A 7,244-nucleotide genomic window follows, 5' to 3' on the forward strand; every position below is an offset into this window, starting at 1 on the left:
ATGCCACAAATCATCCTCAGAACCCTCAGGCCAAGGCATGCCAACAGTAACCTCCAGCAACTTCTGGAGGCCATGCGGCAGATGCGTGACCAATGAGGGGGCTCCTTTAGTTAACTCATTCTATTTCGATATTTCTTCGCACCCCCCAAAGAAACCCTTGCCGACACATGAAAGTTCGAGAACCGACCGATGTCGCCAGCCAGCGTAACAGCGTCCGCGTCCCGCCAAGCCGCAGGACAAGTCCTGGGGCAAATCAAAGGGAAACCCTTCAACAAGCCAACCGAAACCGTGACTTAGCCAATACGTCAAGTCACAGAAAGAGACGACTCAATGGCCGGACAGCACAACAACGACATAAAGATTCATCAGGCGCACTACATAAGTAAAGAATGCTTTACCTGCCATCTTCCGCGGACCACGCCCGGACACTCACTCGCCGTTCGCGGCGCCGACGAGCTCTCACCGGTCGTGCGCGTCGCGGGAGAACCGTTGCCGATAGGAGCTCGGAGCCGTGCCGTACGTCGCCACGAAGTTCTGCCGGAAGGTGACAGCATTGGCGAAGCCACACTTCCTGGCGATACGGTCCATCGGCCAGTCGGTCGATTCCAGCAGCCCGCGTGACCGGTCCAGGCGCTGGAGCAGGACCCACCTCGCCGGCGTCACGCCGGTCGCCTGGGCGAAACGCCGGGTGAAGTTCCGGCGGCTCATGCCGGCATGCCGCGCCAGCTGCTCGATGCCCAGCGGGAGATCGAGATTGTTCAGCGCCCACTCGATGGTGACGCCAAGAAGGCCTGACTCGTGGCTCTCGGGCACCAGGCGGTCGACATACTGCGCCTGTCCCCCGTCACGGTGTGGCGCGACGACCAGGTGACGGGCGATCAGCGACGCCACGCTCGTTCCGAGTTCTGCCCGCAGCAGGTGCAGGCAGGCGTCGATGGCCGAGGCCGTGCCTGCCGAGGTGAGCACGTCACCATGATCGAGGTACAACGCGTCGCTCTTCACACAGACGGCGGCGCGGCGCGTGGCGAGCTCGTCAGCCGCCGCCCAGTGCGTCACGGCCGTGCGGCCGTCCAGCAATCCGCTGTCGACCACGGGGAAGGCGCCCAAGCAGAGGCCCGCCACTCGAGCACCACGGCTATGAGCCTGGCGGATCAACTCCGTCAGACGGCCGCTCGCCTGGCGCAGGTCACTGTGCCATGACGGCAAGATCACCAGGTCCGCCACCTCTGCCACCTCCACCCCCGCGACGCCTTCCACACCAACGCCCTCGAGGGTCGACACCCGCCCGTCACCCGCCTCACTCCACAGGCGGGTAGTCCACCCGTGCGCGACGCCCTGCCGTTCGACTTCACCGAACACCAGCAACGGCACCGAGAGGTGGAATGTCGAGATGCCGTCGAAGACGTGCACGGCGACCCTCATCTGTCCCAATCTCATCGATAGCTGTCTTTTAGGCCACTCACACTACCGCGCCGCGCCGGACCACGATGGAGCGAACGTAACGAGATCACGAAGGGAACCGCAATGTCCGCACCTCGACGTGCACTCGTCGTCATCGACGCGCAGCAGGAGTACTTCGACGGCATCCTGCAGATCCAGTACCCGCCCCGTGCGGAGTCGATCGCCAACATCGCCCGAGCCGTCGACATCGCCGAGCAGCACGGTCTCCCGGTGGTGGTGGTCCAGCACGAGTTGCCGGTGGGCGCACCGGTGTTCGCCGCCGGATCCGCGAGCTGGTCCTTGCATCCTGAGCTCGAGAAGCGCGTGTCCCCCTCGTGGAAACGGGTCACCAAGACCAAGGCGAGTGTCTTCTCGGACACGGACGTGGCGGCCTGGCTGGCCGAACGCGGGGTCGACGTCATCACGCTGGTCGGCTACATGACCAACAACTGCGACATCGCCACCGCAGCGGCCGCCGAAGCGATCGGGCTCCAGGCCGAGATACTCTCCGACGCCACGGGCACCGTCCACCTCGCCAACGCGGCGGGAAAGGTGTCCGCGCGGCAGCTGCACGAGACCCTCTTGGTGCTGCTGAATTCCAACTTCGCCGCGGTCGGATCGACCGCGGAGTGGGCGACGGCGGTCACCGCGGGCGAGGCACTGCCGAAGAGTGACCTCGGCGCATCCGCTCTCGAGGGGCGCGCTGCTTTCTCCGCCTGACCTCCCCTGCCACCCGAAACCGCGAGCGAGGACAGCCCACACACGAAAGGCGCGCTTATCGGGCAACCCGACCACCCGATAGCGCGCCGAGATTCCCCCGATCCCCGCAGGCGCCCGGGAAATCAGAACCGGGAACCACACCGCAAGCTGCCACACCACCTATCCATTGGGGTCGCAGGGTTTGATCTGGTCAATACGCCCCGAGCGGTCCGCGCGGAAGCACCAGTGCTGCGTGTTGGCCAGGTCCGTTCCGACGTTAGCGTTGGGATCAGGCAGCCCGGTCCGGCTCAGCTTCAACCGGGTCGAAACCGCACTGGCAGGCACCTGGTACATGTACGTTCCTCCAGCGGTCCCCGCCGGCCACGACTTTTCCTTGTACTTGATGATGGTTCCCGCAGCATCCCTGGAGGCGAAGGAGACGTACAAAGCGGGGGACTTGTTCGAAAGGACAATGGTGTGCGCACCTTCCGCCGAGGCTGCGGGCACGTCGACCACCGCGCCCGCAAGCGTCATGGCGCCGACAGCAAGGGCCACTGCGATTTTCCTGGTTACGGTCATCGTCAACCTTACTCTGGGGAGATTTCCGATCCGAAAGATACTGAAAGCTACTGCAACAATTTCCAGCCACAGAGCACGACTACCACTGACGACCCGAATTCTTCCCACGAAAGCGAAAAGCGCGGTATCGAACGACCACGGTCATCCGATACCGCGCCGAGATTCACCCATTCCCACGGGCACCTCGAAAATCAGGAGCCGGAGCCGCGCCCCAAGCTGACAGATCAGCTAGCCCTTGGGGTCACACTTGGCGACAGGGCCCTCAATCTTTCCGTGCCAGCTTGCGGGAGCCCGATAGCACCAGTGCTGCGTGTTGGCCAAGTCGACTCCGAGCTGCTGTGTTCCGCGGTCAGACGCAGTGAACCGCGTCGAGACCGCGTTGGCAGGCACCTGGTACTTGTACGTTCCACCAAAGGCTCCCGCCGCCCACGTCGTTTTCTTTTGCTTGACGACGGTTCCCGCAGCATCCCTGGAGGTGAAGGAGAGGTAGAAGACGACAGACTTATTGGAGAAGACGATGGTGTGCGCGCCTTCCGCCGAGGCTGCCGGCGCGATCGCGAGCGTCATCGCACTCGCGGCGGCGAGGCCCACTGCGATTTTCTTCATGGCTGTCACTGGTAATCACCTTATTTCTGAGAGGTCATACGACCCTAAAGGGTTGGTAAAGCAAACTGTGACAGCTTGCACCAGATACGGACAACCGGAAATTTTCGGATTTCGTCCCTCAACTCGCGGAACTAGACACTTTGAGCGCTTTCAGCCCGAGGAAAATGACCGCCGGTAGCGGCCCGACCTCAGCGAGTACCTCACCGTCCACAGCGGACTGACGAACGCTGGGCAAGTCCCGGCATTCGCCTCGCGACTTGCCATCCCGGTTTCACTTCTCTGGTCAGACGTCGCCGCGACCGGTTGCGTGAAATCCGCGCAGCCGCAGGCTGTTGGTCACGACGAGCAGCGACGAAACCGACATGGCCGCGCCCGCGATCAGCGGATTGAGCAGGCCGAAGGCGGCGATCGGCAACGCGGCCACGTTGTAACCGAACGCCCAGATCAGGTTGCCGCGGATGGTGCGCAGGGTGCGGTCGGCGAGCACGACCGCGTCGGGCACGGTCGTGAGGTCGTCACGGACGAGTACGATGTCCGCGGCCTCGGCCGCCACATCCGTCCCCAGTGCCATGGCCATGCCCAGGTCGGCGCAGGCCAATGCCGGGCCGTCGTTGACACCGTCCCCCACGACGGCGACCCGGTGGCCCTCGGCTTGGAGCCGTTCGACGGTGGCGGCTTTGTCCTCGGGGCGCACTTCGGCGAGCACTTCGGTGATGCCGACCTCGGCGGCGACCGCGTGCGCGGCGGCGGGCCGGTCGCCGGTGAGGAGCACGGTGCGCATCCCGAGCCGGTGCAGTCGCGCGACCGCGGCGGCCGCGCTCGGCCGCACGGTGTCGCGCACGGCGAGCGCGCCCTCGACCGTGCTGTCCACCGCCACCAGCACCCCGGTCGCCGTGTCGGGCAGCCAGGCCAACGCCGCGGCGGGGACACTGATCCCCTCGGCCGCCATCAGGGCAGGCGAGCCGACGAGGACCACACGCCCGTCGACCTCACCCCGTGCGCCCGCGCCGACCAGCGCGCGGAAGCCGGTGACCGGTGGCAGGCCGGTGCCTGCGGCGCGGGCGATGGCGGCGCCTATCGGGTGCTCGGACGCGGCCTCGACCGCACCTGCCAGCCGCAGCACCCGGTCCGCGGGTTCGACACCGAACGAGGTGTGGCCGGTGACCGTCATCCGGCCGGTGGTCACCGTGCCGGTCTTGTCGAGCACGACGGTGTCGACCGCGCGGGTCGCTTCGAGCGCTTCCGGCCCCTTGATGAGAATGCCGAGCTGCGCGCCGCGGGCGACGCCCACCATCAGCGCGGTCGGGGTCGCGAGGCCGAGCGCGCACGGGCAGGCGATGATCAGCACGGCGATCGCGGGACTGAACGCCTCCCGCACCCCGTGCCCGGTCACGAGCCACCCGGCGAACGTCAGCGCCGCCAGCACCAGCACCACAGGCACGAACACCGCGCACACCCGGTCGGCGAGCCGCTGCGCGGCAGACTTGCGTTCGACCGCCCGCTCGACGAGCGCGCGCATCCGCGCCAGCTGAGTGTTGGCGCCTACCCCGGTGGCACGCACCACCAGCCTGCCGTGCCCGTTGACCGAGGCGCCGACGACCCGGTCCCCCGGCCGCACCTCGGCGGGCACCGACTCGCCGGTCACCATGCTGACGTCGACCGCGGAGTCGCCATCGACCACCTCGCCGTCGGCGGGCAGCCGCTCGCCGGGCCGCACCACGATCAGGTCGCCCACTCGCAGTGCGGCCGCGGGGACGGTGACTTCACCGCCGTCGCGCAGGATGTGGGCGTTCTTGGCGCCCAGCTCGGCGAGCGCGGTGAGCAGCCCGACCGCGCTGCGCCGGGAACGGTGCTCGAAGTACCGGCCCGCGAGCAGGAAAGTCGTCACTCCGGCGGCGACGTCGAGGTAGATGGCGTCCGCTCCGGGCGCGGTGGTGCCGAAGCCGAGCCAGTAGGTGGACTGGCCCGTGCCGAGCAGCACGGACACCAGCGCCCACGCGAACGAGGCGAGCACCCCGATGGAGACGAGTGTGTCCATGCTGGCCCCGCCGTGCCGCAGGGTGCGCAGGGCCGCCCGGTGGAACGGGAGCGCCGAATACGCGACGACCGGGGCCGCGAGCAGCACACACAGCAGTTCCCAGCCGTCGAAGCGCAGGCTCGGCACGAGGGCGAGCGTGATCGACAGATTGCCGAGCGGGATCGCGAGCAGCGCGGCCACCACGAGCCGCCTGCGCAGGTCGCGCACCGTGGTGCTGTGCTCGGCGTGACTGTCCCGCGTCCGCGTCGCGAACTGTGCGTCGTAGCCGGCGGTACGCACGAGCGCGACCGCGTCGGCCGCGGTGAACCCGGATGGCAGGTGCACCTTCGCCCGCTCGGTCGCGTAGTTGACGGTCGCACTCACTCCGTCGACCTTGTTGAGCTTGCGTTCGATCCGGGCCGCGCACGCCGCGCAGGTCATGCCGGACACGGCCAGCTCTACCGACGCGGGCGCGTCGGCCGTGGTGGTGCTCATGGGTTCGTGCTCCTGACGATGTCGTCGTTCGGGTGCCTGCCGTCCAGTTCGGCGAGCATGGCGTTGTAGGCGGTCAGCCGGTCGTCTTCGCCGCTGTCGAGCCTGCGGTCGATGCGTGCCGCCTCGCGCTGGTCGGCGGCCGTCCACTGGCGCAGTAGCGCGACGAGCACGATCAGGACCGGCAGTTCGCCCGCGGCCCAGGCGATCCCGCCACCGAGACGCTGGTCGGTGAGCAGGTCGGGACCCCACGGCAGCGACAGGTAGCGGTAGAAGGTCTCGGCGATCACCGTCGACGAGCTCATCAGGATGACGCCGAAGAACGCGTGGAAGGGCATCACCGCGAACAACATCCCCAGCTTGGCGGGGTGCACGAGGGGCCGGGGTGGCCGGTCCACGCCGGCGACCAGCCAGTAGAAAACGTAGCCGGACACCAGGAAGTGCAGGCTCATCAGCTGGTGCGCCCAGTGGAAGAACATCGCCTGGCCGAACAGCCCGGTGAGGTAGAGCGCGTAGTAGGACCCGACGAACACGACTGTCGCCAACGCGGGATGCGCCACGATCCTGGCCGCCCGTGAGTGCGTCACCGACACCAGCCAGCGGCGCGGGCCGGGGTTGAGGGTACGCAGCGCCACCGTGATCGGCCCGCCCTGCACCAGCAGCGCAGGCGCGAGCATGTTCAGCGCCATGTGCACCACCATGTGCATGCTGAACGTGCCAGACGAGTACCTGCCGACGCCGGAACAGGTCACCACGACCACGACGGCACACCCGGCTACCCACGCGACGGTCCGGCCCGCCGGCCAATGGTCGCCCCGGCGGCGCAGCATGCGCACGGCGCGCAGGTACCAGACGGCCGCGGCGACCGCCACCGTGCCGAACAGCAGGTCGAACCGCCACGCGGTGAGCAACGACCCGGCCGTCGGGGCGGTGGGCAGTTCGTAGCCGAGAATGGTCTCGGCGATCGACGACGGGTCCGAGAGGAACGCGGGCGCCACCAGATGCGTCAGCCCGACCGTGGCGCCCATGGCCAGGCCGAGCACGACCAGTTCCACCGCGACCGGCCACCGTGCGGCCCACCGGCGGCGCAGCAGCAGTACCAGCGCGCACACCGCGAGCTTGAGCCCCAGCAGGAATCCGTAGCCACCCACCAGGCCCGCCGGACGGGCGAGCGCGAGACCGGTCACCGATCCGCTGACCACGAGCACGCCCAGGCAGCCCAGCGTCAGCCGGTGGTACCGGCGCACCACCCGGTCCCGCTCCCGCGCGCCCGGCCGCCGCAGAAAGAACCACAGCGTGACCAGTGCCCCCACCCAGACCCCGGCGGCCACGACATGCCACACCATGGCGTTCGTGGCGACGTCGTGCCAGGCGCCGGACCCGGCGTGCCCCGCGACCACCGGCGCCACCA

Annotated in this window: 6 protein-coding genes; 1 reads left to right on the plus strand and 5 read right to left on the minus strand. The window is 67.9% G+C overall.

The genetic code is table 11. The features are described 5' to 3' along the window. Window positions 1-459: 459 nt before the first annotated feature. Window positions 460-1,422 (minus strand): GlxA family transcriptional regulator, encoded by a 963-nt coding sequence (locus tag ACFV15_RS47305; RefSeq protein ID WP_378359985.1) that lies wholly within the window; start codon window positions 1,420-1,422, stop codon window positions 460-462. Window positions 1,423-1,524: 102 nt separating this feature from the next. Between ACFV15_RS47305 and ACFV15_RS47310 the strand changes: the two genes are divergently transcribed. Further along, window positions 1,525-2,160 carry an isochorismatase family protein gene (locus tag ACFV15_RS47310; RefSeq protein WP_378359986.1) on the plus strand — a complete coding sequence of 212 codons (636 nt, stop codon included), beginning with the start codon at window positions 1,525-1,527 and terminating at the stop codon, window positions 2,158-2,160. Window positions 2,161-2,319: 159 nt separating this feature from the next. Here ACFV15_RS47310 and ACFV15_RS47315 read toward each other — a convergent pair whose 3' ends face one another. The 4 genes from ACFV15_RS47315 to ACFV15_RS47330 form a co-directional block, all read right to left on the minus strand. After that, window positions 2,320-2,718, minus strand: a complete 399-nt coding sequence (locus ACFV15_RS47315; protein WP_378359987.1) for a hypothetical protein — start codon at window positions 2,716-2,718, stop codon at window positions 2,320-2,322. A 228-nt stretch (window positions 2,719-2,946) separates the two neighbouring features. Continuing rightward, a complete protein-coding gene (locus ACFV15_RS47320; RefSeq protein ID WP_378359989.1) occupies window positions 2,947-3,333 on the minus strand; it encodes a hypothetical protein in 387 nt (128 codons plus the stop codon). A 274-nt stretch (window positions 3,334-3,607) separates the two neighbouring features. Next, window positions 3,608-5,836: a heavy metal translocating P-type ATPase gene (locus ACFV15_RS47325; protein WP_378359991.1), complete on the minus strand. Its 2,229-nt coding sequence runs from the start codon at window positions 5,834-5,836 to the stop codon at window positions 3,608-3,610. After that, on the minus strand, window positions 5,833-7,244 hold a 1,412-nt coding region (locus tag ACFV15_RS47330; protein ID WP_378359993.1), incomplete at its 5' end, for a cytochrome c oxidase assembly protein. The genes ACFV15_RS47325 and ACFV15_RS47330, both read right to left, overlap by 4 nt.

The organism is Amycolatopsis sp. NPDC059657, from assembly GCF_042734395.1.
Lineage (GTDB): Bacteria > Actinomycetota > Actinomycetes > Mycobacteriales > Pseudonocardiaceae > Amycolatopsis.